General features: G+C 71.8%; 21 protein-coding genes, 1 tRNA gene and 2 pseudogenes. 9 read left to right on the plus strand and 15 right to left on the minus strand.

Annotation, left to right across the window (positions count from 1 at the left end; genetic code table 11):
- Positions 1-219 precede the first annotated feature (219 nt).
- Complete coding sequence (locus tag IEZ05_RS16095) at positions 220-1,188, plus strand: ABC transporter ATP-binding protein (RefSeq protein ID WP_189230799.1); 969 nt, start codon at positions 220-222, stop codon at positions 1,186-1,188.
- Between the two features lie 13 nt (positions 1,189-1,201).
- Here IEZ05_RS16095 and IEZ05_RS16100 read toward each other — a convergent pair whose 3' ends face one another.
- The 3 genes from IEZ05_RS16100 to ettA are packed head-to-tail and all read right to left on the minus strand — an operon-like array spanning position 1,202 to position 3,981.
- Positions 1,202-1,882 (minus strand): hypothetical protein, encoded by a 681-nt coding sequence (locus tag IEZ05_RS16100; RefSeq protein ID WP_189230800.1) that lies wholly within the window; start codon positions 1,880-1,882, stop codon positions 1,202-1,204.
- Positions 1,879-2,310, minus strand: a complete 432-nt coding sequence (locus tag IEZ05_RS16105; RefSeq protein WP_189230801.1) for an acyl-CoA thioesterase — start codon at positions 2,308-2,310, stop codon at positions 1,879-1,881. The genes IEZ05_RS16100 and IEZ05_RS16105 overlap by 4 nt, the downstream gene beginning before the upstream one ends.
- 6 nt (positions 2,311-2,316) lie before the next feature.
- Positions 2,317-3,981, minus strand: a complete 1,665-nt coding sequence (gene ettA, locus IEZ05_RS16110; protein WP_189230802.1) for an energy-dependent translational throttle protein EttA — start codon at positions 3,979-3,981, stop codon at positions 2,317-2,319.
- 224 nt (positions 3,982-4,205) lie between these two features.
- Here ettA and IEZ05_RS16115 point away from each other — a divergent pair.
- Positions 4,206-4,709 (plus strand): annotated as a pseudogene (locus IEZ05_RS16115) (HAD domain-containing protein); the annotation flags it as partial.
- Between the two features lie 517 nt (positions 4,710-5,226).
- On the plus strand, positions 5,227-5,997 hold the full coding sequence (locus IEZ05_RS16125; RefSeq protein ID WP_189230803.1) for a hypothetical protein: 771 nt from the start codon (positions 5,227-5,229) through the stop codon (positions 5,995-5,997).
- 78 nt (positions 5,998-6,075) lie between these two features.
- Here IEZ05_RS16125 and IEZ05_RS16130 read toward each other — a convergent pair whose 3' ends face one another.
- From IEZ05_RS16130 to IEZ05_RS16145, 4 genes are all read right to left on the minus strand, one after another.
- Positions 6,076-7,485, minus strand: a complete 1,410-nt coding sequence (locus tag IEZ05_RS16130; protein WP_189230804.1) for a Cys-Gln thioester bond-forming surface protein — start codon at positions 7,483-7,485, stop codon at positions 6,076-6,078.
- A 261-nt stretch (positions 7,486-7,746) separates the two neighbouring features.
- Entirely contained in the window at positions 7,747-8,214 is a 468-nt protein-coding gene (locus IEZ05_RS16135) for a single-stranded DNA-binding protein (protein WP_189230805.1), read from the minus strand.
- A 203-nt stretch (positions 8,215-8,417) separates the two neighbouring features.
- Positions 8,418-10,658: a YfjP family GTPase gene (locus IEZ05_RS16140; protein WP_189230806.1), complete on the minus strand. Its 2,241-nt coding sequence runs from the start codon at positions 10,656-10,658 to the stop codon at positions 8,418-8,420.
- Between the two features lie 3 nt (positions 10,659-10,661).
- Positions 10,662-12,269: a dynamin family protein gene (locus tag IEZ05_RS16145; RefSeq protein ID WP_189230807.1), complete on the minus strand. Its 1,608-nt coding sequence runs from the start codon at positions 12,267-12,269 to the stop codon at positions 10,662-10,664.
- A 319-nt stretch (positions 12,270-12,588) separates the two neighbouring features.
- Between IEZ05_RS16145 and IEZ05_RS16150 the strand changes: the two genes are divergently transcribed.
- The 3 genes and pseudogenes from IEZ05_RS16150 to IEZ05_RS16155 all read left to right on the plus strand — a co-directional run bounded on the left by IEZ05_RS16150 (position 12,589) and on the right by IEZ05_RS16155 (position 14,912).
- Positions 12,589-12,661 (plus strand) — tRNA-Arg (locus IEZ05_RS16150).
- A gap of 797 nt (positions 12,662-13,458) precedes the next feature.
- Positions 13,459-13,569: pseudogene (locus tag IEZ05_RS37075) on the plus strand (GntR family transcriptional regulator); the annotation flags it as partial.
- Positions 13,570-13,874: 305 nt separating this feature from the next.
- Positions 13,875-14,912, plus strand: a complete 1,038-nt coding sequence (locus IEZ05_RS16155) for an alpha/beta fold hydrolase (protein WP_229869732.1) — start codon at positions 13,875-13,877, stop codon at positions 14,910-14,912.
- A gap of 138 nt (positions 14,913-15,050) precedes the next feature.
- Here the strand turns inward: IEZ05_RS16155 and IEZ05_RS16160 are convergent, their stop codons facing one another.
- The 8 genes from IEZ05_RS16160 to IEZ05_RS16195 all read right to left on the minus strand — a co-directional run bounded on the left by IEZ05_RS16160 (position 15,051) and on the right by IEZ05_RS16195 (position 19,773).
- Positions 15,051-15,275, minus strand: a complete 225-nt coding sequence (locus IEZ05_RS16160; RefSeq protein ID WP_189230808.1) for a hypothetical protein — start codon at positions 15,273-15,275, stop codon at positions 15,051-15,053.
- Positions 15,276-15,425: 150 nt separating this feature from the next.
- The gene (locus IEZ05_RS16165; protein WP_189230809.1) at positions 15,426-15,677 is read right to left on the minus strand and encodes a hypothetical protein; all 252 of its coding nucleotides are present in this window, start codon (positions 15,675-15,677) and stop codon (positions 15,426-15,428) included.
- Positions 15,678-16,192: 515 nt separating this feature from the next.
- Positions 16,193-16,417 carry a hypothetical protein gene (locus tag IEZ05_RS16170; protein WP_189230810.1) on the minus strand — a complete coding sequence of 75 codons (225 nt, stop codon included), beginning with the start codon at positions 16,415-16,417 and terminating at the stop codon, positions 16,193-16,195.
- 152 nt (positions 16,418-16,569) lie between these two features.
- Positions 16,570-16,827: a hypothetical protein gene (locus IEZ05_RS16175; RefSeq protein WP_189230811.1), complete on the minus strand. Its 258-nt coding sequence runs from the start codon at positions 16,825-16,827 to the stop codon at positions 16,570-16,572.
- A 226-nt stretch (positions 16,828-17,053) separates the two neighbouring features.
- A complete protein-coding gene (locus IEZ05_RS16180) occupies positions 17,054-17,920 on the minus strand; it encodes a tyrosinase family protein (RefSeq protein ID WP_189230812.1) in 867 nt (288 codons plus the stop codon).
- The gene (locus IEZ05_RS16185) at positions 17,904-18,416 is read right to left on the minus strand and encodes a tyrosinase family oxidase copper chaperone (protein WP_189230813.1); all 513 of its coding nucleotides are present in this window, start codon (positions 18,414-18,416) and stop codon (positions 17,904-17,906) included. The genes IEZ05_RS16180 and IEZ05_RS16185 overlap by 17 nt, the downstream gene beginning before the upstream one ends.
- A gap of 228 nt (positions 18,417-18,644) precedes the next feature.
- Positions 18,645-18,917 (minus strand): hypothetical protein, encoded by a 273-nt coding sequence (locus IEZ05_RS16190; RefSeq protein ID WP_308426934.1) that lies wholly within the window; start codon positions 18,915-18,917, stop codon positions 18,645-18,647.
- Positions 18,918-19,059: 142 nt separating this feature from the next.
- Positions 19,060-19,773, minus strand: a complete 714-nt coding sequence (locus tag IEZ05_RS16195) for a hypothetical protein (RefSeq protein ID WP_189230814.1) — start codon at positions 19,771-19,773, stop codon at positions 19,060-19,062.
- A gap of 319 nt (positions 19,774-20,092) precedes the next feature.
- On the opposite strand from IEZ05_RS16195, the gene IEZ05_RS16200 reads away from it, so the two are divergent.
- Genes IEZ05_RS16200 through IEZ05_RS16210 form a run of 3 tightly spaced genes read left to right on the plus strand, consistent with a single transcriptional unit; the run spans position 20,093 to position 23,939 of the window.
- Positions 20,093-21,175, plus strand: a complete 1,083-nt coding sequence (locus IEZ05_RS16200; protein WP_189230815.1) for a DUF3344 domain-containing protein — start codon at positions 20,093-20,095, stop codon at positions 21,173-21,175.
- A gap of 50 nt (positions 21,176-21,225) precedes the next feature.
- The gene (locus tag IEZ05_RS16205; protein WP_189230816.1) at positions 21,226-22,515 is read left to right on the plus strand and encodes a glycosyltransferase; all 1,290 of its coding nucleotides are present in this window, start codon (positions 21,226-21,228) and stop codon (positions 22,513-22,515) included.
- Positions 22,512-23,939, plus strand: a complete 1,428-nt coding sequence (locus IEZ05_RS16210; protein WP_189230817.1) for an exopolysaccharide biosynthesis polyprenyl glycosylphosphotransferase — start codon at positions 22,512-22,514, stop codon at positions 23,937-23,939. Before IEZ05_RS16205 ends, IEZ05_RS16210 begins: the two co-directional genes overlap by 4 nt.
- The last annotated feature ends 4 nt before the right edge of the window (positions 23,940-23,943 follow it).

Below are 23,943 nucleotides of genomic sequence, written 5' to 3' on the forward strand. Positions count from 1 at the left end.
GGCCGACCACACCCCGTGCCGCATGTGCACCACCTGAGCCGCGTGAGCCACCCGCGGCGCCCGCACCGCGTCAGCCCCCTCGAGCCACTGGAGCCACCTGCGGCACCTGCGGCACCCCAGCCACCTGAGCCACCTGGTTCGCCCCAGCCTCCCGCACCGCACGCACCACCCGTGTCGCCCGGCCCGGAGACACCCAGGGCAGCCGCCGAGGAGACCCCGATGACGACGAACCCGACCCTCGCCGACCTGGCCGACCGCGCCACCGCGTCCCGTGACCGCCCCGCCTACGGCCACGACGCCCTCATCACCTGCGACCGCCTGGTCCGCGTCTTCAGCGCGGACGGCATCGAGGTGCAGGCCCTCCAGGGCCTCGACCTGCTGGTCCGGGAGGGCGAGCTGATGGCCCTGGTCGGTGCCTCCGGCAGCGGCAAGTCGACGCTGATGAACATCCTCGCCGGACTGGACACCCCGACCGCCGGCGCGGCCCGCGTCGCCGGCCGGGACCTGCTCACGATGACCGCGAAGGACCGTCTCTCCTACCGCCGCGAGGTGGTCGGCTTCGTCTGGCAGCAGACGGCCCGCAATCTGCTGCCCTACCTGACGGCGGCCCAGAACGTCGCCCTGCCCGTACAGCTCGCGGGCACCCGCGGCCGGGGCCGTGCGACCCGGCGGGCCCGCTCCGAACGCGCCCTGGAACTGCTGGAACTGCTGGAGGTGGCCGACTGCCGCGACCGTCGTCCGCACCAGATGTCGGGCGGCCAGCAGCAGCGCGTCGCCATCGCCGTGGCCCTGGCCAACGACCCCGCGGTCCTGCTCGCGGACGAACCCACCGGTGAGCTCGACTCCCACACCGCGGAACAGATCTTCGCCGCCTTCCGGACCGCGAACGAACGGCTCGGCACCACCATCGTCATCGTCACCCACGACCAGGCGGTGGCCGGCGAGGTCCGCCGCACGGTCGCCATCCGTGACGGCCGCACCTCCACGGAGGTCCTGCGGCGCAGCGAGGTGGACGCGACGACCGGCCACGAGACGGTGGTGGCCCGCGAGTACGCCATGCTCGACCGCGCCGGCCGCCTCCAGCTGCCCGCCGAGTACACGCGGGCCCTCGGCATGCGCGACCGCGTCGCCCTGGAACTGGAGCCCGACCACATCGCCGTACGACCGGACGACAGCGACCGTCCGTGACCCCGCGGGCGGCTCAGCGCACGCTGAGGCCCAGCGCGCCGGTGCCCGCCCGGCGCAGGGCGACGGATCCGTACGGGGTGCGCAGCCGCAGCCACGCCCCCGAGGAGACCAGCGCGGGCCCGTCCCCGGCCGCGTTCGCGGGGCGCAGGAAGCCCAGCGACTGGGCCGCGTGCACGGCCCGCACCGGCAGTCCGGTCTCGCCGACCGTCCGGGACCATATCTCCCGGCCGATCCGGTCGAGTTCGGCCCGGGTGCGCTTCTCGGGGGCCAGCTCCCCGGTCCGTGACCGGAACTCGGCGACGGCCGCGGAGACGAGCGCCCGCAGCGCGTCCGGGGCCGGCAGGCCCGGCTCGGGCCGCCAGCCTCCGCGCGGGGGCAGCACCCCCGCCCACGGCGGTCCGGTGACCGCGCCGGGCACGGTCGCGGTGGCCGCCGGTTCGTCCACCGACTCGAGGAGCTCGCCGGCGGACACGGTCACGTCCAGCGTGACGTCGAGCCCGTTCTCGTACGGCTTTGCCAGCCGCACCGCCCGCACGGCCAGCACCTCGAAGGAGGGCGGCCGCCCGAAGACGGCGAGCGCCGTGCCGTGCGCCTGGAGGCGTACGGCGGCGCCGCGGTCGTAGTGGAGCAGGCGGGAGAGGAAGGCCGCGAGATCGGCGGCCTCCCCCTCGTCGGCGAGGTGGAGGACCGTCATGCGGCGACGGCCTCCTCCTCGTCGTCCGCCTTCTCGCTCTGGTCGTCCGTGTACTCCTGGAGGAACTCCCGTTCCTCCGCGGTGATCCGGCGGGGCCGCTGCGCCTCGAAGTCGAACGGCACGATCACCGTGGACGCGCGGACGTAGATCTGGTCGCCGTCCTTCACCTCGTAGGTGAGCGTGAAGGAGGCCGCCCTGATCTCGGTGACCCACAGCTCGATGTCGACCGGGTGGTGCCGGTGGACGAGCTGCCGCTTGTAGTCGATCTCGTGGCGCGCCACCACCGACCCCTGCTGGAAGTCCTTGTCCGGGCGGAACAGGAAGTCGATACGGGCCTCCTCCAGGTAGCGGAGGAAGACCACGTTGTTGACGTGGCCGTACGCGTCCATGTCCGCCCAGCGCAGCGGGCAGCGGTAGATGTGGCGCAAGATCGATCAGCCCCGGGTCAGCTTCTTGTAGGTGGCACGGTGCGGACGCGCGGCGTCCGGGCCGAGCCGCTCGATCTTGTTCTTCTCGTACGACTCGAAGTTGCCCTCGAACCAGAACCACTTGGACTCACCCTCGTACGCGAGGATGTGCGTGGCCACGCGGTCGAGGAACCACCGGTCGTGGGAGACGACCACGGCGCAGCCCGGGAACTCCAGCAGCGCGTTCTCCAGGCTGGAGAGGGTCTCGACGTCGAGGTCGTTGGTCGGCTCGTCGAGGAGCAGCAGGTTGCCGCCCTGCTTGAGGGTGAGCGCGAGGTTGAGGCGGTTGCGCTCACCGCCGGAGAGGACACCGGCCGGCTTCTGCTGGTCCGGGCCCTTGAAGCCGAAGGCGGAGACGTAGGCACGGCTCGGCATCTCGACCTGGCCGACGTTGATGTAGTCCAGCTCGTCGGAGACGACGGCCCACAGCGTCTTCTTCGGGTCGATGTTCTCGCGGCTCTGGTCGACGTACGAGATCTTGACGGTCTCGCCGACCTTGATGGAACCGGAGTCCGGCTCCTCGAAGCCCTGGATCATCTTGAAGAGGGTGGTCTTGCCGGCGCCGTTCGGGCCGATGACACCCACGATGCCGTTGCGCGGCAGGGTGAAGCTGAGGTCGTCGATGAGGACCTTCTCGCCGAAGGCCTTGGTGAGGTTGTTGACCTCGACGACGATGCTGCCCAGACGCGGGCCCGGCGGGATCTGGATCTCCTCGAAGTCCAGCTTCCGCATCTTGTCGGCCTCGGCGGCCATCTCCTCGTAGCGGGCGAGGCGCGCCTTGGACTTGGCCTGCCGGCCCTTGGCGTTGGAGCGCACCCACTCCAGCTCGTCCTTGAGGCGCTTCTGCCGCTTGGCGTCCTTCTGGCCCTCGACCTTGAGGCGGGCGGCCTTGGTCTCCAGGTACTTGGAGTAGTTGCCCTCGTAGCCGTGCAGACGGCCGCGGTCGACCTCGCAGATCCAGCCGGCGACGTTGTCCAGGAAGTACCGGTCGTGGGTCACGGCCACGACGGTGCCCTCGTACTTGGCGAGGTGCTGCTCCAGCCAGTTCACCGACTCGGCGTCGAGGTGGTTCGTCGGCTCGTCGAGGAGCAGCAGGTCGGGCGCCTCGAGGAGCAGCTTGCAGAGCGCGACGCGGCGCTTCTCGCCACCGGAGAGGTTGGCCACGGGCCAGTCTCCGGGCGGGCAGCCGAGCGCGTCCATGGCCTGCTCGAGCTGGGCGTCGAGGTCCCAGGCGTTGGCGTGGTCCAGCTCCTCCTGGAGCTTGCCCATCTCCTCGAGCAGCGCGTCCGAGTAGTCGGTCGCCATCTGCTCGGCGATCTCGTTGAACCGGTCGAGCTTGCCCTTGACCTCGGCGACACCTTCCTGGACGTTCTCCAGGACGGTCTTCTCCTCGTTGAGCGGAGGCTCCTGCAGCAGGATGCCCACCGTGTAGCCCGGCGACAGGAACGCGTCACCGTTCGACGGCTGCTCCAGCCCCGCCATGATCTTCAGAACGGTCGACTTACCGGCACCGTTCGGGCCGACGACACCGATCTTCGCGCCGGGCAGGAAGTTCAGGGTGACGTCGTCGAGGATCACCTTGTCGCCGTGCGCTTTGCGCGCCTTGCGCATGGTGTAAATGAACTCAGCCAAGAGAAACCGTCCGGCAGCTTAATCAGGCAGTGGGCAGATACACCCCATCTTGCCGTACCGCCACCCCTGGGCGGAAACGCGTTCCCTGTCGGTCCGCTGACCTGGGCTTTCGTGGCCGCCGGCGGAGGTACGACCGTCAGTGCCGGTCGCCGCGGGTCCGCCTCGGCGCCCTCTCACGGCCCGGCCCGGGGGTGCCGCCTGCCGGGCCCGGCTACGGTGCGGCCGTGACCAGCGCATCGGAGCGCCCCCTCCTCTTCCTCGACGTCGATGGCCCACTGATCCCCTTCGGGTCGCCGTCCGGTCGCCCGCAGGCCGCTACGGCCACCGCCGTGACACCTGCCGACCGAGGTAACCCCCTGCTGACCCGGCTCGACCCGGGGGCCGGGGCACGCCTCATGGCTCTGGGCTGCGATCTGGTGTGGGCGACGACCTGGGCGGACGAGGCGAACGAGGTCGTCGCCCCGCGCATCGGCCTGCCGCCGCTGCCCATGGTGGAGTGGCCGGCGGCCGGTGCCGAGGAGGGCCCGCGGGGCCTGCACTGGAAGACGCGACCCCTCGTCGAGTGGGCCGGCGGCCGGCCGTTCGTCTGGGTCGACGACGAGATCAGCGCCATGGATCGCCAGTGGGTCGCTGCCGGCCACCCCGGGCCCGCCCTCCTGCACCGCGTCGACCCGGCCGAGGGTCTCACCGACGCCGACTTCGCCACCCTCGCGAGGTGGACGGCGGCACGCTCCTTCCTGTCGTCCGCCGCCGAGGTGGCCCGGCTGCTGGGCCTCGGCGACACGGCCGGCGTGCCGGACGACCGACGCGCGCGGCATCTGGCCCATGCGGTGCGCAGGCCGCTGCTCGAACGGTCCGTTCTGCCCGAGGAGCTCTTCGCCCCGCTGATGGCCGCCGCCGTCCACGGTCCGGACCCCGGCTTCTGCCGCTGGTTCGTCGAGCCGGCGGTCTACGCCTTCGGACGCCGTCGGGTCAGGGTGGCCTTGCTGGCGTATCTGCGGACGGGCACGGACGCGGAACGGGCGGGCGCCCGGCGTGCCTGGTACTGCGCCCACGTGCCCCTGCGCCCCGGCAGATCTCCCGCCTACGCCCCCGACCGGAGGCGCGATCCCGCCCTGGACGAGTCCCGGGACGTGGTGGACGAGTGGTCGGCGGCAATCCGGTACCCGGACGCGTGACGCCCCGGTAAGGTGACGATCTTCGGCCGGCGGAAGCCGTCCGGAGTCCTCGAAGGCCGGGCACACCATGCACCTCGCCGACCACCGTTCCGGGCGCCGCCGCCTCGACGACGCCCTGGACGCCCTCGCCGTCACCTTCCGTGGCATGACCGCGCGTCCGGACGAGCACAACTGCGAATGCCACTGGGGCGGCCCGGAGGAACTCGCCCTCCTGAAGACGCCGGACGTGGAACTGGAGCCGGATCTCCTGCGCCGGACCTGGCAGGCGACCGACTGGAGCGATCACGCGGCGGTGCTGCGCCGCATCCTGCCCCAGTTCGCCAGGGTCCTGGTCGCCGGCCGCGCCGATGCCCTGTTCGGGCTGGAAGAGGCCGGATACTCCCTGGCGCGCGGGCACTGGCAGCAGTGGCCCGACGACCACGCCGGCCCGGTGCGCGAGTTCCTGCACGCCTGGTGGGTGCAGAGCCTCACCGATCCGGACGCGGCCGTACCGGCGCATCAGGTCTTCGCGCTGTGCGCCGAGGCGTCCGGGACGGTCGGCCCCTGGCTCGCCGAGTGGGAACGGCAGACCGGGCCCCTCAGCGACCGGCGTCTCGCCGAGGCGGCGGCGGAATGGGAGTACGAGCTCCTGGGGGATCGCCTGCCGTGGTCCGTGCACTGGTACGAGAACGACGAGGAGGAGCTACGCGCCGACCTGGTCACCTGGCTCCTCGGCCACGGCGCGGCGCGGCTTCGCGAGTCGGGCGCTCCGGCGGACCTACGGCACCGGATACGGCTGCTCGCGGTCACCGACGAGGCCCGCTGGACGGACCCGCACTGGCCCGGCCACCGCTACTGACGGTGCCGCGCGGGTGCGTCGACCGGGGGGCGGCCGGCAGCGGGGCGGCGGTGCTGCCCCCGTGCCGCCCCAGCGCGGTCAGCTCTGCCCGCCCTCGTTCCTCCTGCGGACGAACAGCAGGACCGCGCCGCCGATCACCACCAGGCCGATGGCCGTGCCCCCGATCAGGGGCGTCGCGTCGGAGCTTCCGGTTTCGGCGAGGTCGGTGTCGGGGGTGGGGTCGACCACCGCGGCGGCCGGCTCACCGAGGGTGCGCGTGTCCTGCTCGACCGGACTGCTCTGGGTGCGGCAGTCGAGGACGCCGGTGAAGCGCTGCTCGAAGCCCGAGGGGCCGCGGACGGCGAAGTCGTAGGCCCGGTCCTCCGGCAGCGGGACGGTGACCGTCCGGGTCTCGCCAGCCGCGATGGTGTACTCGCTGTCCAGCAGCTCGAAGGTGAACGCCTCGTCGCCCTTGTTGACCGCGGTGATGTCGAGGCCGCCCTTGGCGCAGTTCTTCGCCCCGGACAGCGCGGGTATCGCGCCCTGGTCCGCCCAGGTCGCGCTCGCCGTCGCCGCCACCGTCGACTCGCTGGAGCCGGCCAGGATCTGCGTCTGGCTGCGGCTCTCGGAGGCGAAGGCGCGGCCGACCGGCACGGTGGTCGACGCCTGGACGGTCAGCCCGACGGTGTCCGCCGCGGTGTCCTTCGGTACGTCGAAGAAGATCTGGCTGCCGTCGGTCACCGACGTGACGGGCTTGCCGGCCTTGTCGACGAACCGCACCCCTCCCGTGGTGGTGTCCGCCGGTGGTGTGACCGTCGCGCTGCCGGCGTTGGTGTGCACCGTCACCGGGCCGAGCCGCTCGCCCGGGTGTCCGGAGACCGCGGGCGGGTCCAGCGTGAGCGACGCCGCCGGCTCGGCCAGGTCGCGGGCGTGCTTCTCCAGGTAGTCCGCGAGCCGCTCGGCCTGCGGGTCGACGGCCTCGACGTCCGTGTCGTCCGAGTAGCGCCAGATGGCCACCTGCGTGCCGGCCGCCGCGTCCTGCTCGGTGAGCCCGCCGCGCACCCCGGCCTTCTTCGCGAGCGCCGCGAGGTCGTTGACCTGGGGGTAGGAGTTCTGCAGGATCCAGCGGATGCGGCCGGCGTCCTTGTTGGTGCCCAGCGAGGTCCCGCTCCACGGCGTCTCGTGGTACTTGGCGTCCTTCTGCGTCGGGTTCTGGATGTCGACGCAATAGGTCTGCAGCATGCCGCCGCCGTCGACGGACATCTCGAACAGCCCGGCCGACACCTCCTGGTCACCGGTGGCCCCGTGGATGACCGCGGTGCCGTAGGTCTTCAGGCCGCCTATGGTGGCCGCCGCCCCGCCCACGCCCTGCGTCTTCCCCTGGGCTGCGGCCGGGGCGGCACCCGCCGCCACGCCGGCCGCGGCGAGCGCGGAGACCAGCACCGTGGCGGCGAGTCTCGCCGCCGTTCCTCGGCCGGGCCGGGACAGGACAGAGAGCGAAGAAAACACCAAATTCCCCTTCGAGCAGGACCCGTTGGCGTGGGGGGCACGGTCCCACCAGCAGAATCAGCAGCCCCGTAGGACATGTTCGGCATCCTAAGGACCTGGCGCAGCGGGCCTCCCGGTGATGTTGGTCGGAGCGGTGATCCGACTCGGAATCGTTATGGCCGACACCTCTGTGAGCAGGGCTTATCGACAAATCCACCCGGGTCGTTCCGTGCGCTTTCGCCGATAAGCCGCACTTCGGTCACTCCTGCCGGGTCGCCGGCGTCATGCCACCGCGACGGGCTCCGGCTGCTCTTCGGTGTCGGCGGGCGCCGATTCCACCGGCGGCGTCTCCCAGTTGGGCTCCGGCCGCGGCGGAGAGGCGGCCGGCTCGGCCCGGTTGGTGCGCCGGAACGCCGCCGTCCCCCGCGAGAGGTCGTGCCCGATCGCCACCGCGTCGATGTCCGCGGAGGTCCAGTTCTGCCCCTCGCGCACATCCGTGCGCACCTTCAACCGGCCGTGCACGACGACGGGTTCACCCACCGCCAGCGACGCCGACGCGTTGATGGCGAGCTGCCGGTTGGCCCACACCGTGAAGAAGTTGGTGTGGCCGTCCGTCCACGCGTTCTTCTCGCGGTCCCAGTAGCGCGCGGTGACCGCCAGCCGGAACCGCGCCGACGGTCCGCTCGCCAGGTCCCGGAACACCGGCTGCGTCGCCACGTTGCCCACGGCACAGATCATGGTCTCGTTCATCGCGAGTCCCTCCCTCCACGCGTACGGGCCCGGCCCGTACGGCTGCTGCGTCTGCCTGCCGGCGACCGCTTCCGCCGCGGTCGCCGTGAGGCCAGACTGCCTCCGCCGGCCCGGGCCCGCTGAGCCCTGTGGAACGCCCCCTCGCCTGTGGAAAACCCCGCCACCCGAACGGGTGGCGGGGCTCCCCCGACGGCCTCGCTCCCCTACCTCGCCCGGGTCCCCACCCCGATGCCTGCCCCCACGCCCGTGCCCGCGACGCGCCCGTACTGTTCCCGGACTTCCCGGTACCGCAGCAGCTCCGCCGCCAGCGGATCCAGCACCCGGGCCCGGCCGCACCCGGCGGCCGCCTCACGCAAGCGGCGTTCCGCCTCGTACCCGTAGCGCCGCGCCGGTCCGCGTGCCGCCATGCGGCAGCTCCACTCGATGACCGGGCCGCCGACGATGCCGGACACCATCAGCAGCACCGGCACGCCCAGGTTCGGCGCCATGAAGCCGATGATCTGACCGAGCAGCCACAGGCCGCCCACCACCTGAAGGAGCGTCATGGACGCCTGGGCCAGTACGGCGACCGGCCACCACCCGGGCCGCGGCGGGCGTGCCGTCGGCAGGCCCTGCCGCACCGCCAGCTCGTCGAGTGCCTCGGGCAGTCCCTGGGCGCCGCGTACGGCCGCCTCGCGCATCGCCTGCGCCCACGGCGCCGGCAGCCCGGCCGACGCCCGGTCGGACACCGTACGCACCGCCTGCTCGACGCGCTGACGGGCCGTGACCTCCTCGTCCGCCTGGGTGCGCAGCGACAGCCGCCCCGTGGAGGGTTCGCGCCGGTCGTGGTACCAGCGCCACAGCCGCAGCCACGGCGTGCCGCACGCCCGGTTGGCGTTGCGCAGCCAGGCACGTTCGGCCGCGTCGCCCGCCGCGGTGGCGCCCACCGCGTCGGCGAGCCGGTCCGCGAACTCCTCCCGGGCCTCCTCGCTGAGCCCGGTGCGCCGCCCGGTGACGTACACGGGCCGCAGCCGCCCGGCGGCGGCGTCCACGTCGGCCGCGATGCGGCGCGCCGGCGCCTGCCGCTCGGCGACGAACTGGCCGAGCGTCTCCCGCAGTTCGCCCATGCCCTCTCCGGTGAGCGCGGACAGCGCGAGCACGGTCGCGCCGGGTTCGCCGTACTCCCCCAGCGCGATGCCGTCCTCGTCGAGCAGGCGTCGCAGGTCGTCGAGGACCTGCTCGGCGGCCTCCCCGGGCAGCCGGTCGACCTGGTTGAGGACGACGAAGGTGACCTCCGCGTGGCCCGCCATCGGCCGCAGATAGCGCTCGTGGAGCATGGCATCGGCGTACTTCTCCGGGTCGACGACCCAGATGACGGCGTCGACGAGGCCCAGGATGCGGTCCACCTGCTCGCGGTGCTGCACGGCCGCGGAGTCGTGGTCGGGCAGGTCGATCAGGACCAGCCCGCGCAGCGGCGAGTCGGCGTCCGGGTGCTGAAGCGGACGGCGGCGCAGCCGGCCGGGGATGCCGAGCCGGTCCAGCAGGCTGGCCGCGCCGTCGCTCCAACTGCACGCGATGGGCGCGGCGGTGGTGGGCCGGCGGACGCCCGTCTCGGAGATCGTCACCCCGGCGAGCGTGTTGAACAGCTGCGACTTGCCGCTGCCGGTCGCGCCCGCGATGGCGACGACCGTGTGCTGCCCGGAGAGCCTGCGCCGCGCGGCGGCCTCGTCGAGGACCCGTCCCGCCTCGGCCAGCGTCCCGCCGTCGAGCCGGGTGCGGGAGAGCCCCACCAGTTCGCGCAGCGCGTCCAGCCGCGACCTGAGGTTCCCGTCGTAGGCCAAGGGCATCAGGGAGGAGGAACTCGCCGGTCTGCTCGGCACGGCGGTGAACTGTTCCGCGCCGGCGTTCTCGTCCACCCGCCGCGCGATGAGCCCGTCGCCCCAGGCCTCCTCCTCGCCCCGGGCCCCGGCTCCGGCCGCCGAGCCGCCCTGGGCGCCGTCCGTACGCGCCTTGCCGTCGGCCCGCTCCTTGCCGTCCGTACGTTCCTTCTGCTCCGTACGTTCCTTGTGGTCCGTACGCTCCTTGCCGTCCGTACGCTCCTTGTGCTCCGTACGCCGCCGAGGGGCGCCGTCGTCCGCCACGCGCGCGGGGGAGCCGGACTCACGGGCGCGCTCCCCTTCACCACGCGCCGCACGCTCACTCGCCCCGTTGGGCGCGTCCTCACTCCCGCCGCTCCGTCCGCGCTCGTTCTCCTCCCTCCCCGCACGCTCGCGCTCGTCGTCACGGGTGCGCTCGCCCCGGCCCGTGTCCTCGGCAGCACCGCCCTCCCCGGCGCGCCGCTCGCCGGCGCTCTTCTCCCGGGCGCGCTCCTCGGCATCCTGTCTCCGGCTACGGCCGCTTAGGGTGTCCGCCTCCTCCGTGTGGTCGGTGTGCTCGGTGGGGTCCTGGTCAGTGACGGCGGTCACCGCTCACCTCTCCTTCTGCAGTACGGACAGCGCGGCGATGAGTTCGGCCTGCGGCTCGGGGTGGACCTCCAGCGCGTCGAGCGGCGCGAGCCGACGCTCGCGCTCCGCGTGCATGACGCGGTCCATGTGGTCGTTGAGCAGCCGTCCGCCCCGGTCGCGCAGCCGCAGCGCGCCATGGGCGCCGATGCGTTCGGCGAGCCTCTCCCCGGCGCTGCGCGCCCGCCTGCCGCCCAGCAGCACGGTGGCGCCCAGCGCGGCGACCATCTCCGGGTCCGGCGCCAGGCTCCGGTCGAGCCGGCGCACCTCCTCCTCGGCGTACTCCTCCAGCTCCCGCCGCCACCGCCGTACGGCCATCCCGATACGGTGCTCGGCGCTCTCGGGCGACCACGCGCGGGACGTGAGTTCCGGGGCGCCCGCCGCGGGCTCGCGCCGCCAGGCCTCGTCGACGTGTTCGTCGGCGGCGGTGACGGCGCACAGCAGCAGCGCGCCGAGGCTCTCCACCAGCGAGTCGAGGAGTTCGCCGGGAGAGCAGTCGAGCGGGAAGGCCCGCCACCGCTTCAGGGCGTCCCCGGCGAGCACGGCCCCCGCCTGCAACCGCCCCCGCACGCGCGCGTGCTCGGCGTCGTACGCGCCGTCGACGGCGGCGGTGAGCCGCAGCGCGGCGGCGTACTGCGCGGCGGTGGCGCTGGCCAGCTCGGGCATCCGGGCCTTGAGGGAGTCCAGGATGCCGTAGGCCGTACGGGCCATGGCGTCGTGCCGGGCCGCGAGGTCCTGGGCACGGTGGACGAGCCAGGACCGCAGCGGCGCCACGGCGGTGGCCGGCAGCAGCCCGCCGCCCCAGGCCGACTCGGGAAGTTCGGGGACGGTGAAGCGGGGGACGTCGCCGAGGCCGGCCTTGGTGAGCAGCGCCGCGTACTGCCGTGACACCTCGGCCACCACCTGGTGGGGCACCCGGTCCAGCACGGTGACCAGCGTGGCGTTGTACTCCTTGGCGGTGCGCAGCAGTTGCCAGGGCACGGCGTCGGCGTACCGGGCGGCGGTGGTGACCATGACCCAGATGTCGGCGGCGCAGATCAGCTCGGCGGCCAGGATGCGGTTGTCGGCGACGAGGGAGTCGATGTCGGGTGCGTCGAGGAGGGCGAGGCCGGGCGGCAGGGTGTCGGCGGTCTCGACGCGCAGCACGCGCGTGGGGTTCTCGCCGGGCAGGAGCAGATCGTCGTCCGGGGCGTGGTGGGGCACCCACACGCGCGTGAGATCGGGCAGCACGCGCATGCCGCTGAACCAGTGGTGGTCCTCCGGATGGCACACCAGCACCGGGGTCCGGGTCGTGGGCCGCAGAACGCCCGCCTCGCTGACGCGCCGGCCCACGAGCGAGTTCACCAGCGTGGACTTCCCGGCGCCGGTGGAGCCGCCCACGACGGCCAGCAACGGCGCTTCGGGATCTCTCAGCCGGGGCACCAGATAGTCGTCGAGCTGGGCGAGCAGTTCGTCTCGGTTGGCACGCGCGCGTGGAGCCCCCGCGAGGGGCAGCGGGAAGCGTGCGGCCGCGACACGGTCGCGCAGGGCGGAAAGTGCGTCGAGCAGCTGAGGCCGTACGTCCAAGGTCACCACATGGGAAGAATGCCCAATTTTAGGGGAATTCTGAAGCATATGAGCATGTCTGCGCGCCGACCGGACACTACGGACGGAAGGGACTACTGGGACACGAGCACAGTCCAGGCATAACGAGTGCACAACACCCGATGCGCGAGACGCCAAAAGCGATGCACGATTCGTACCTGCCTGCGATTATCGGTTCCGCTTCACCGAACCTCCACATCGAGCCACGGAGGCGAGGCGTCAGGGACACGGAACCGGGAGCCCTATCCTTGTCCCCGGCAACGTCGTGGACCGGCCCACCCGGCCACCACGACCGAGGCCACCACACCAGGCCCCCGTAGCTCAGTGGATAGAGCAGGCGCCTTCTAAGCGCTTGGCCGCAGGTTCGAGTCCTGCCGGGGGCGCCCATCTCTGCCTTCCCGTCGGGGAGGGCTTTTCGCTGGTCAGGACCGGTACCAGCCGCCACGACGAAGCCCCGGGCACCCTTCTGACGATCAAGGGCGGGCTCCGGGGCTGTCCGGCTGTCACCGGGTTTTCGCGGGTGGCCGTGTCGATCAGCAGCTCGCACTGCCCGAGGTTGCATCTGGCCGGCTGGGCAAGGGACCAAGGGGGTGCGTCGAGTTGATGTGAAGAGGTCGCATGCCACAGTCGTGCCAGACGTAGAGGGCAGCCTCGGTCACCGCGTTGAGACGGTCAGGCTGCATTTTCCCATACGGGGGGCAAGCTGCCTCCTGGCGCACGCCGTCTGCTCGTCGATATGCAAGCCGCCCCGCTCTGGCCCGGCGTGAGCAGCCCTCGCGCCAAGTACCCGCCTGCGCTGCCGCAGACGGGGGCCACCACCCTGTGTGTCAGTTCCTCCGGCGACGCCCCTGCGCATAGGGACCGTGGCGATCATGTTCCCGCCATTCCTCGTCATGGGGGTCGCGGTCTTCGCCGCCCGCGTTGCCTCCAGGAGTCGGAATGTGTTCCCCATTGTTGACCTTGGCCAGCAGCGAGGCGAGGGGGTCAGGGGGACCGTCGCTGAAGCGATCGGAGCCGCGCTCGGGCGGCGGCCCCGGCTCTGTCCTGTCGTGGCGCGACCGTGATGTACCACTCATGAGCAGCCCCCTCCGACTCCCTGAGATGCACTCGGAATCTTTCCCTGGGGGGTCGTGGGTAACCCGCCTTCGACCTCGCCAGTGCTGAGCAATCCTGCCGCAAGCCGCACATCCGCCGGACGTACTACAGCGACCAGGGGCGGCCCGTCGGGACGGCGGACCTCGTGGTGCCCGCCACTCACTGCGAGATCGTCTGCGAGATCCCCGTCAACCGTCACCAGCCCTGCCACTCCCCCGGACGAATGCATGTCGAAGTCCGGCCGACGAGACGTCGGAGCGTGGGAGGGTGGCCAGGTCGGTGAGGGTGCGGCACCGACGCAGCAGGCGTCTTCTCCGCGCTTGGCCGCAGGTTCGAATCCTGCCCGGGGTGCCCGTCTTTGCCGTCGCCGCTTCCGGACCGTGCACGGCTTCCGCCCCGCGCCGCCCTTGAGCGCGGCCGCCGGGTCATGCCGCGACAGGGCGCCATTCGCACACGCCTTCACAGGATCGCCCACAAATGAGTGGTTACGGCCAATTGGTGATGAAGTTGGCCATTATGAACGAGTTCGCCGTCGTTCCACTCGTCGCGGAGCCGTCCATGCGCACCACCTTCACCGCCGTCCAGGACTCACCGAGCCCGCAGGGTCACGGGTCCGCCTCTCCGGTACCGGAACAAACAGAGGAACGGGACCTCGTTTTCGAGGGCTTCGGGTACACGTGCCGGATCGTCCACCAGGACACCCCTCAGACGGAGCCGCTGGTGCTGCTCGGCGGCTCGTCCCAGAACAGGTACTCATGGCAGGGCCACGAGAAGTGGCTGTCCCCGCTGTGCACGCTGATCACCGTGGATCTTCCCGGTTACGGCACCTCGGACTTCGTACCCGCCCGGTACGGCATCGACTTCCTCGCCGACGCGGTCGAGCACATGCTGGCGACCCTCGGCATGCCGCGGGTGAATCTGTTCGGCGGCTGCTTCGGCGAGGTCGTCGGCCTCCGCTTCGCGCAGCTCCATCCCGCGTACGTCCGCCGCATCGTCTTCTGCGGCGCGGCGAAGCGCCTTCCCCAGATCTACACCGATGCCGTACCGCGCCTGTCGCACGCGCTCGAACGCGGCGAGATCGACGAGGCCGCCGGCGGACTGGTGCGGCTGTTCATGTCGAATCCGGAAGCCGGACGGGTCCGCAAGCACGCGGCCGTGGCACGTCTCCTCCAGCAGCAGTTCGTGAACCAGACGCCGGACGAGATCAAGAAGGCGGTCGAGCACAACACCCGGCTGGTGTCGCACGGCTGTTACCGGCCCCTGCCGGTCCCCGACGTACCGTCCCTGGTGTTCACGGGGGAGTACGACACCCTGTGCACCCCCGAGATGGGGCGCGAACTCGCCGCGACGATGCCTTCGGCGCTTTTCACCACCGTCAAGGAGGCGGACCACCTGGTGACGGTCGAGCGCCGGCAGGAGTCCGCGGAGCTGATCGGCCGGTTCATCACCGACCGCCCGGTCGACGACCTGCCGTACTGCAACCCGGTGGAGTCACCTCGCACCGACCTCGCTCCGGCTCCCGCGCCGGGGCCCCGTTGAGTAGGCCGGGAAAACACCGATGGCCGGGACCCGGCGTGGGTCCCGGCCATTCTCCGCTGCGCGAATAGACCTAAGCGACACAAGTCTGAGCGGCGGATGCCGACGTGAACAAGGGCGCTTCGATCGGCCCCTCGGACGTCAGGACTCCTGCTTCCTGCCCTCGATGAAGACGACGCTGGTGCAGTCGACCTGCCCCCCGCCGGCGCAGGTCTGCGACTGCACACAGTGAATGCCGTCGCCGTCCTTGGCGCACTTGTCGACACCATCATCGGCCGACGCCGAGACGGCACCGAAACCGACCAGGGCAAAACCGCCCAGGATTCCGGCCGCCATCGTCGCTGCGATCTTCTGCGAAGTGAACATCTACCTGTTTTCCTTATACGGTCGACCCTCCGCCCCTGGGCGGCAGAGTCGCTCGGAACGACTGAATCGGCCCATAAGCCGATAAGCCTCGGGGCTCGAACAGCTGGGTTCGAGCCCCGAGACCTACTCAGATCACCTGATCAGTGATCCTCAGCCAAAGGCCTGGGTGCAGGTCACGGCGGTGTTGCCGGCCGCCGGGTTGCCGACACCGAGGAGGTTGAGGGCAACGTTGGTGTCCTGCAGGCCGATCAGGGCCTGCTGGTTGTTGACCTCGCCCGTGCAGGTCTGGTTCTGCTTGCTGTCGAGCGACGGGCCCTCACCGGCGTGGCTGACACCGGCGCCGAGGAAACCGGCGCTGCCGAGCATGGCCAGGACGACCGCGGCCTTCTGGTACTTGCGCATTACCTCTCCGTTCCTGTTTCAGTCGTGCACGTTCCGTGTTGGATCGCTCACCGACAGTCATGACTATAGGCGATGAGTGCCGACCTGCCGTAGTCGAAACACCCATATGCGTAAGTTTCTTGCGACAAGGCAGGTCATGGGCTTCAGAGGGTTCCGCAGACGGCCGAACCCGGGCATCGCTTCCGGCCATGCGCCCTAGCGGACGCCGCCACATCCCAGGCCTGCCGTCCCTGGTCACTGCCGTCGCTGGTCAGGGTCGAGCGCCGGCGGGAGTCCGCGGAATTGATCGGCCGGTTCTGCCCCGTCGACGACCTGTCGTACCGCAAGCCGGTGGAGGCACCGCACACCGGCCCTGCTCCTGCGCCGGGCCTCACCGAGGAGGCCGGGAAAACACCGATGGCCGGGACCCGGCGTGGGTCCCGGCCATTCTCCGCTGCGCGAATAGACCTAAGCGACACAAGTCTGAGCGGCGGATGCCGACGTGAACAAGGGCACCTCGATCGGCCCCTCGGACGTCAGGACTCCTGCTTCCTGCCCTCGATGAAGACGACGCTGGTGCAGTCGACCTGCCCCCCGCCGGCGCAGGTCTGCGACTGCACACAGTGAATGCCGTCGCCGTCCTTGACGCACTTGTCGACACCATCATCGGCCGACGCCGAGACGGCACCGAAACCGACCAGGGCAAAACCGCCCAGGATTCCGGCCGCCATCGTCGCTGCGATCTTCTGCGAAGTGAACATCTACCTGTTTTCCTCATACGGTCGACCCTTTCCGCCCCCGGGCGGCAGAGTCGCTCGGAACGACTGAATCGGCCCATAAGCCGATAAGCCTCGGGGCTCGAACAGCTGAGTTCGAGCCCCGAGACCTACTCAGATCACCTGATCAGTGATCCTCAGCCAAAGGCCTGGGTGCAGGTCACGGCGGTGTTGCCGGCCGCCGGGTTGCCGACCGCCAGGAGCAGGTTGGCGGCAACGTTGGTGTCCTGCAGGCCGACCAGGGCCTGCTGGTTGTTGACCTCGCCCGTGCAGTTCTGGCTCTGCTTGCTGTCGATCGACGGGTGGTCGCCACCGGCGTAGCTGACACCCGTGCCGAGGAAACCGGCGCTGCCGAGCATGGCCAGGACGACCGCGGCCTTCTGGTACTTGCGCATTACCTCTCCGTTTCTCCTGTCGACACAGTCCGTGTTGGACTGGTCACTGACAGTGTTCAACATAGGCGACATTCGCTGCTTTTCACAATCGAACCGCCCCAACGCGTGACTTTTTTGTAAAGATGCACGTCACAGCCCCTGTAGGGCTGTCGGTCGGGTGAATGCCCAGACGTGTCGGTCTCGCCACGAAAGGGGCCGTCCACCCGGCGCCCCAGCCCTCGTCACCTCACGCGTACCGGTAGATCCGGCTCACGTCCGCCAGCTCGTCCGGCGTCACGTCCCACGGCGGCAGCTTCTCGTGGCGTGCCACGACGCGGCCGTGCTGCGTGTCGCCGGAGCCCGGGGGTGTCGCGGGGAGGTAGCGGGCCCCGCCGTGCCGGCGCTGCCAGCGGTACCACTGCAGGTCGACGAAGGCGTGGTGCAGCCAGAAGACGGGGTCGTTGACGGAGGCGCCGCCGAGCATGTCGCCGCCGATCCAGCGGTGCACCCGGTTGTGGTTGCGCCAGGAGGCGCTGCCACGGCCCGTGCCCCACCCCTCCAGCTTGTTGCGGAAGCCTTTGGTGACCGTCGAGTCCCACGGCGCCACGTCGTAGGCGGGGTCCTTCAGCGCCCACTCGAGGTCGCTCTTGACGGGCAGGTCGATCGGGGCGCTGCGGCGGCCGAGGTCCCGGGTGAGGAATCCCCCGTCGGTCACGCCCACGTTGATGGTCCAGTTTCCCTCCCGGTGGGCGAACGGGCCGGTCATCACCCGGTGGTCGGAGCTCCGCCCGTTGCCGCCCATGAGGTCCGCCGTCCAGGGTGCGGACGTGGTCGTGCGATCGCGGGTCCAGTCCCAGTACGGGAGGGTCACCGAGGAGTCCACGCGGCGCAGGGCGTCCTCCATGTCGAGCAGGAGCCGGCGGTGCCAGGGCAGGAAGGAGGGAGCCATGTGCGCGGTGCGCAGTCCGGACTCGCCGTCGGCGGCGAAGTACGTGATGTGCGTCCGTACGAACTCGTCGTATTCGCCGCGCCGTTTGACCTCCAGCAGGGCGTTGACGAACCGTCGCTTCTCGGCGCTGGTGAGCGTGGCGGCGTCCTTACGCACGTACGCCATGCCGGCCCCCCGCGTGAACGTGCGCCTGCCCCGTGCCCGTCGGCGCCGGGGCGTCGAGCAGCTGCCGGCCGGGGCCGAGCGCGTCGACGGCTGCGCGGGCGGCCTCCAGCGGTGTGGGGTACGAGCAGTAGTGGTCGAGCATGCTCAGCCAGGTGCCGTCGGCGCGGCGCATGAGGTGCAGGGGGCGGCCGTCGACGGTGACGTGCCACTGGATGTCCTCATTCGCGCTGGAGGCGTAGCTCCGGACACCCTTGATACGGCGTCCGCGGTGGGTCACGTCGAATCCGGTGTCGCGGCGGTCGCTCCCGGACAGGTGCCGGTGGCGCGCGGAGCGGAATGCGGTGAGCGCCGGGGCCAGTGCAGCGGCTAGTGCTCCGGCACGCAGACCGCGGGCCACGTCCCGCCGTGTTCTGCCCGTCGGCCGGGTCCGCGCCGAGCCCGGCGCGCCGTTCCGGTCCTCGGCACGCGCCGGCGCCCCGCCCATGTCGGTCGTCATGGTCCACTCCCTCGTCCGTGCGGTTGTCGGTAGCGGTAACCGACCGACGCGGCAGGCGGTCACCCGCCGTACGGCTCAGGGCGTGAATGCCGGAGAGGGACCACCTGAGGAACGCCCGGGGTTCCGCCGCCGGCCGGTCCGGCGCCCACACCCGGGGAACAGTTCCGACGACCGCATGCGAAAGCCGGCCCCCGCATGTGCGGGGGCCGGCTTTCGGGCTGCTCGGTATCAGGCGTGCAGCCCCAGGTCGCCGCGCACCGGCTTGACCTCGTTCACTGCGGCCGCCGCGTCCTTCGTCGTGTGCTGCAGCGGGCCTTCCTTGCCGGTGTCGAGCACGGGCGCCGAGTCCGGCGACGTCACCTCGAAGGGGAGCGCGGTGCGCAGGCCGGTGTCGACACCGGTGGATGCCAGCTCGGTCTGCCCGGCGAACGCGGGGGAGGCGACGCCCGCGGCGATCAGGGATCCGGCAAGGACGGCGGCAGCCTTCAGGGACTTCATCATGTTCCTTTCTTCGGCAACGCGGGTCACCGGAGGGGAAGTGTGTCGCCGTGCCTAACGACCCCGGGCCGGAGCGGAAACCGTGGAGCAGAAGATTGAGAAGTCCTCATATGAAAGGCTTTCGCGGACTTCGGGCTTTCGGTGACTACGCCGGCAGCAGCACCGACGTCAGCGGTGCAACCCCGGGGAGCGTGACCCCCGGAAGGATCGGCGTCCGCGTGAGCGCGGCCGGCGCGGGCAGAATCGACGCCTGGGTCTCGGTGCCGAACAGTGCGGCGATCAGGTTGCCCACGCGGCCCAGCAGTGCGTCGATCAGCGAGGGCGTCTCCGTGGCGCTCGTGTCCGCGTCGGTCTCCGTCGTCGCACCGGTCTCGTCGGTGTCGGTGTCGGTGTCCGTGCTCGTCGCGATGCCGGACTGGAGGAAGTCGAGGAGGCTGTCGACGGCCTCCCGAAGGGTGGCCAGCTCCTCGTCCGAGAGCTCGTCGCCGGTGACGGTCACCACCGTGTCGTCCGACGTCGTGACCGACGAGGTGGCGGTGGTCCCGGTCGTGGCCGCCGGGTCCTCGTCGGCTGCCTTGGCCAGCGCTTCCTTCGCCGCTTCGCCCAGCTTCCTGGCCTCGGCGGCGGGCAGCCGGCCGTCGTCCGCCTCGAGTACGGCCTTCAGCAGGTCGACGACCGGGGCGAGCCCGTGCTCGTCGGCATCGACGGCCCTGACCTGCGCGAGCAGTGCGGCGGAGGTCGTCGCGCGGTGGTGCTCGGGGGCCGTGTCGGCCGCCCAGGCCGCCGGGCCGGTGACGCCGGTGAGCAGAGCGGCACACAGGACGCCGGGGGCGATGAGCCGGGCAGGCAGAGCGCGCATGGAGGTTCCTTTCGCAGGCTTCGGATCTTGCAGCCCACCGTGGGAGCGCCCCGGCACCCCCGCAACCGGAGCTGCGCCGTTCGGTGACACGCGCCGCGCCTCACCCCCTGAGGAGTCCCCGGCGGAGCGGAGGCGGGGCCGACCGCTCCCGAACCAGGCTTCACGATTCCAACACACTTGCCGCTTTCACTGAATTTCAGTGAATTTGTCCGTTTGGTGACTAGAGTTGCGAACCTCCCGAGCATCCTCATGGGCGGCCGCATCGCGCTCGTCTCCGCTGCCTGCCACCGCCACCCTGTTCCGAAAGGCTCCGACGGTCATGCGTCAATCCCTGGGTCAGATGCTTCGCCATGCGGCTGTGGGCGTCTTCTCCCTCGCAGCGATGTGGGCATCCTGCGGCCCCGCGGCCACCGTGCCGCTCGCGCCCGCCCCCGAGGCCGACAGCCTCGCCTTCTCCGAGCGCTACCGCGCGGTCCAGCACGGTGGCATCGTGCGGGCGGCCAACGCGTCCGCCACCTGCCGGGCCCAGGCGTCCTCCTGCCACGACGTACAGGCGGGCGCGCAGGGGGTGAACGGCGCGTTCGACATGTTCTACGTCGACGTCGACCGCGACCCGAACACCTACAACTCCTCCCGCGCGGAGGTCCGCCTGCCCGCCGGCTCCCGGGTGACGTACGCGCGCCTGTACTGGGGCGGGAACCTGCGCGTCGGCGAGCAGAAGCCGTCCGAGGACAACGGGCGGGTGCTGATCGCCGAACCCGGCGGAGAGTACAAGGAGATCCTCGCCGACACGGTCGTCGGGCACCGCGTGACCGACACCGTGGACGCCTTCCAGGCCTCGGCGGACGTGACGCGGCTGGTGCGGGACAGCGGGGCGGGTCAGTACACCGTGGCCCAGGTCAACGTGGCCGCCGGCAGATCGACGGCCGGGGCCTGGGGCGGCTGGACCCTGGTGGTGGCGTACGAGAACGAGAGGGAACCGCTGCGGCACCTCGCGCTCTGGGACGGCTTCGTACCGCTGTGGGCCCAGGCCGCGGAGCTCCGGCTGCGGGAGTCGCGCTTCCCCGCGGACGCCTCGGGCAGGGTGGGCCTGGTCGCCTACGACGGCGACCGCGGCAGCGACGGCGACTCGCTCACCGTGACCACCGGATCCGGCACCGTCGCGCTCAGCGGCCCCGGAAACCCCCGCGACGACGTACTGAACTCCACCATCACCGGACCCGGGCAGAACTCCCCGGCGCGGGTACCGGCGTACGCCAACAACCTCGGCTACGACTCCGACGTGTTCGATCTCGCGGGAGGTCTGCCGAACGCCGGTGACGAGGCGACCCTCCGCCTCGCCTCCGCACGGGACGGGGCGTGGGCCGGCGTGCTGTTCGCCGCGGTCGACGCCCGGCGGTGAACACGCCGCAACCCGTCGCGAGTACCTGCGTGAGTGAGGAAACCGTGTCCGTGGCCCCGTCGCTCCGCGGCCGTCCGCCGCGGGTCCTGCACCTCACCCAACCGGTGGACGGCGGGGTCGCGCGCGTCGTGACGGACCTCGTCCGGGCCCAGCTGGCGGACGGCCTGGAGGTCGCCGCGGTCTGCCCCGACAGCGTGCTCGCCGCCCGGCTGCGGGCGGACGGCGCGCACGTCCGGCACTGGCAGGCGACGCGGTCACCGGGGCCCTCGCTCCCGCGCGAGGTACGGCGCCTCGCCCGCCTGATCGACGACGTACGCCCCGACCTGGTGCACGCGCACAGCGCGAAGGCGGGGCTCGCCGGCCGGCTCGCGGTGCGCGGGCGGATCCCGACGGTCTTCCAGCCGCACGCCTGGTCGTTCGAGGCGGTCGGCGGGAGCACCGCGGCACTCGCACTCCGGTGGGAGCGGTGGGCGGCACGCTGGACCACGCGGATGCTGTGCGTGAGCGACGCCGAGCGCGCGACCGGCGTCCGGGCCGGCATCACCGGCAGGTGGACGGTCGTCCCCAACGGCATCGATCCGGAACGCTACCGCCCGGCCGTGGCCGGCACCGTGCGAGCCGGGCTCGCACCGCTCGCCGGCGTCCACCCGGCGGCCCCCCTCGCGGTCTGTGTGGGACGGCTGTGCCCGCAGAAGGGGCAGGACGTCCTGCTGCGAGCGTGGGACACCGTGGTGCGCACGGTGCCCGACGCCCGGCTCGTGCTGGTCGGCGACGGACCCGACCGCGACCGGCTGCGCCGGGACGCCCCCGGCTCCGTGCTGTTCACCGGCGCCGTCGCCGACACCTCCGTCTGGTACCAGGCCGCCGACCTCGCCGTCCTGCCGTCCCGCTGGGAGGGCATGGCGCTGGCCCCGCTGGAGGCGATGGCCTGCGGCGTGCCGGTGCTGGTCACGGACGTCGACGGCGCCCGCGAGAGCCTGCCGCCCGCCCTCACCGCCCGGTGCGTGATCCCGCCGGAGAACCCGGGTGAACTGGCCGCGGCCATCACCGGACTGCTGCTCGACGCGCCGCTGCGCGCGTCCCTCGGCGTCCAGGGCCGCCGGCACGTGCTGTCCCTCCACGACGTACGACACACCACCGAGGCCGTCGCGGACGTCTACCGCGACCTCCTCGGCCCATGGCCCGCCTCACCCGGTGCGCGCCCGTTCGCGGCGATCGAACGCGCCACCACCCACGGCGTCGAGCGGGGCCGACCGCTCGGCAGGGGCCGGGGCGCCGGGGCGGACCCGACAACACAGGACGTCGAGTCCACCGAGCACAGGGAGTCCATCCACTCGTGACTGCCGAACGTACCGTGTCCTCCCCCGGTGTAACGCCGCGGGAGCACGGCTTCCCACCCGTCTCCGTCATGCCGCCGCTCGACACCGCGACCCATGTGCGGTTCTCCGCCCCGCGGTCCCCGGCACCTCCGGCCTCGCCGGTACCGCTGTTCCTCGTGGACGGCGGCGCAGCCGTGCTGGGCACGCTGGCGCTCACCGGCGCCCAGCGCCAGCCGCTGCTGATCACCCTGCTGATCGTCACGTCCCTTCTGCTGCGCGCCCGCGACAGCCGGCCGCCGGTACCGGGCCTGCTGGAGGAACTGCCCGCCGTGTGCGGCCGCACCGCCGTCGCCTGGCTGGTGCCGGCGGCGCTCTGGGCGGCGTACCGGCCGGAGGACGCCTTGTCCGCCGGGACCGTGCTGACGGGCGTCGTCCTCCAGGCGGGGGCGTGCTGTGCGCTGCGCGCGGCCGTGCACGGGCGGCGGCGCGCCGCACTGCTGCGCCATCCGCACACCGCGCTCGTGGTGGGCCCGCCGGCGACGGCACAACGCGTGGCCGCCGCCGTGCTCCGCCACCCTCGGTGCGGCGTGCGGCCGGTGGGCGTGGTCGCCGAGCAGCCGGAGGGCCCCGAGGGGATCCCGGTGCTGCGGACCGGCGAAGAGGTCGAGCGGGCGGTCATCCAGAACGGGGTGCGCGCGGTGCTGGCCGTCCATCCCTCGGTCCGCGCCGAACAGGCGCCGCTGCTGCGCACGCTGGCCGAGTCGGGCTGCGTGATCTGGGAACTGGACGCCGACTCCCCCTCGTACACCACGGGGCAACGGCTGGCCGGGTTCGCCTGCCGGCGCCTCGATCTGTCCCCGGTGCGCCGCGGCGGCGCGGGCAAGCGGCTGCTCGACATCCTCGTGTCGGGCACGCTGCTGCTGCTGGTCAGCCCGCTGCTGCTGGTGTGTGCGACGGTCCTGCGCCTCAGTGACGGTCCGGGCGTGGTGTTCCGGCAGGAGCGGATCGGCAGGGACGGGAAGCCGTTCACGCTGCTGAAGTTCCGCACCCACCGCCCGGTGAACGAGCACGAGTCGGCGACGCGGTGGAGCGTGGCCAACGAGAACGAGATGAGCCGCTTCTGCCGTATGTTGCGCCGCACCTCGCTCGACGAGCTGCTCCAGCTGTGGAACGTGCTGCGCGGTGACATGAGCCTGGTCGGCCCGCGTCCCGAACGCGCCTACTTCGTGGCGCAGTTCAGCGGGGCCCACCCCGGTTACGCGGCCCGCCACCGCATGCGGACGGGCATCACCGGCCTCGCCCAGATCCACGGGCTGCGCGGCGACACCTCGATCGAGGACCGCTGCCGGTTCGACAACGCCTACATCGACGACTGGTCGCTGTGGCAGGACATCTGCATCCTGCTGCGCACCGCGGCCACGCTGGTCCGCCCGACGGGGAGCTGACCGA

Source organism: Streptomyces flaveolus (assembly GCF_014648815.1).
Taxonomy (GTDB): Bacteria; Actinomycetota; Actinomycetes; order Streptomycetales; family Streptomycetaceae; genus Streptomyces; species Streptomyces flaveolus.